Origin of the sequence: Halorientalis brevis, assembly GCF_042678165.1 — an archaeon.
GTDB classification, from domain to species: Archaea; Halobacteriota; Halobacteria; order Halobacteriales; family Haloarculaceae; genus Halorientalis; species Halorientalis brevis.
Genome location: NZ_JBHUDJ010000020.1, coordinates 1 through 1,491 on the forward strand (window position 1 = coordinate 1; position 1,491 = coordinate 1,491).

General features: G+C 61.8%; 1 protein-coding gene. It reads left to right on the forward strand.

All coding sequences use genetic code 11. The features are described 5' to 3' along the window. Positions 1 to 610: 610 nt before the first annotated feature. A partial coding sequence (locus tag ACFR9U_RS21330; protein WP_379815127.1) for an alcohol dehydrogenase catalytic domain-containing protein occupies positions 611 to 1,491 on the forward strand: 881 nt, incomplete at its 3' end.

Here is a 1,491-nt window from a genome sequence, read left to right on the forward strand (position 1 = left end):
TCGCTCGAGGAAGTCCCCGACGTCATCGAGTCCATGGGCGACTACGACACCGTCGGGATTCCGGTCTGTAACGAGTTCTAACCACTTTTTTACGTCGGGGGATGTCCTCGGCAGCGAAGCTGCCTGCGGGCATCCCCATCGCAAAAACCTGGACTAAAAACGACCTGCTGTCTCACGCCGTCGGCGTTCGACAGCAGTGAACCGCGCTCGCTACCGCTCGCGCGGATGCTAACGTACTCTCTCCGTCGTCTCGTTCAGGATTCTCCATTGGTACACGGTTACTTTTAACGTGGTTGTGGGAAAACCACACTCCTCACTAAGACTAGGAGATCGATCGAGACACGAACAGATGCACCCGCGAGGGCGCTCTGGACGCGAACCATTCCCCGATCGGACACCTGTTGGAACAGCTATCTTTGCCCGTCAATCGCACTCATGATCGGAGCGCGCGCGAGCGCCGCGATCGGCCGATCACCGGATATTGTTGCCGAAAGAATGCATGAACAGTTGACAACCGTGAAACCCTGCATAACACCCGGCCCCTGAATAGAGAGGCGTATGATATACCCCACCAATGATTTATAAGGATGTATTTGCAGGTTAGGGGTGGATGAAAGCAGCAGTCTTTCACGGGGTGGAGGAGCCCCTCCAAATCGAGGACGTAGAAGAGCCGACAGCCGAGGAGGACCAGATCATCGTCGAGACCGAAGCGTGTGGGATCTGCCGCAGCGACTGGCACGCCTGGAAAGGCGACTGGTCCTGGATCGGCGTGATGCCGACCGACGGACTCGTCTTCGGCCACGAACCGGCCGGCACCGTCGTCGAAGTAGGGGACAACGTCGAGCGGTTCCGCGAAGGCGACCAGGTGACCGTCCCGTTCAATCTCTCTGACGGCACCTGTCACCACTGCCGGAACGGCCGCGGAAACATCTGCGAACAGGTCGTCCCGCTGGGCTTCCTGAAGATGGCCCCCGGTGCCTTCGCCGAACGGTTCCCCGTCCGGAAAGCCGACCACAACGCCATCAAGCTCCCCGAGAACGTCGACCCCGTCGACGTCGCCGCGCTCGGCTGCCGGTTCGCCACCGCGTTCCACGGGCTGGCCCACCGCGTCGACATCAACCCCGGCGACTGGGTGGCCGTCCACGGTCTGGGTGGCGTCGGCCTCTCTGCCGTCCACATCGCCGAAGCCCTCGGCGCGAACGTCATCGGCATCGACATCATCGACGAGAAACTCGACAAGGCCGAAGAGCTGGGCGCCGACGAGACGCTCAACGCCAACGACGTCAAAGACGTGCCCCAGGCGGTCAAGCAGTTCACCGAGTCCTCTCGCGGCGTCGACATCTCCGTGGACGCGCTGGGCGTCGCCGAGACCTGCCAGAACTCCGTGAACTCCCTGGGCAAGGGCGGTCAGCACCTCCAGATCGGGCTCACCACCTCCGAAGAAGGCGGGAACGTCTCGCTCCCGGTCGACAACATCGTCATGGACGAGCG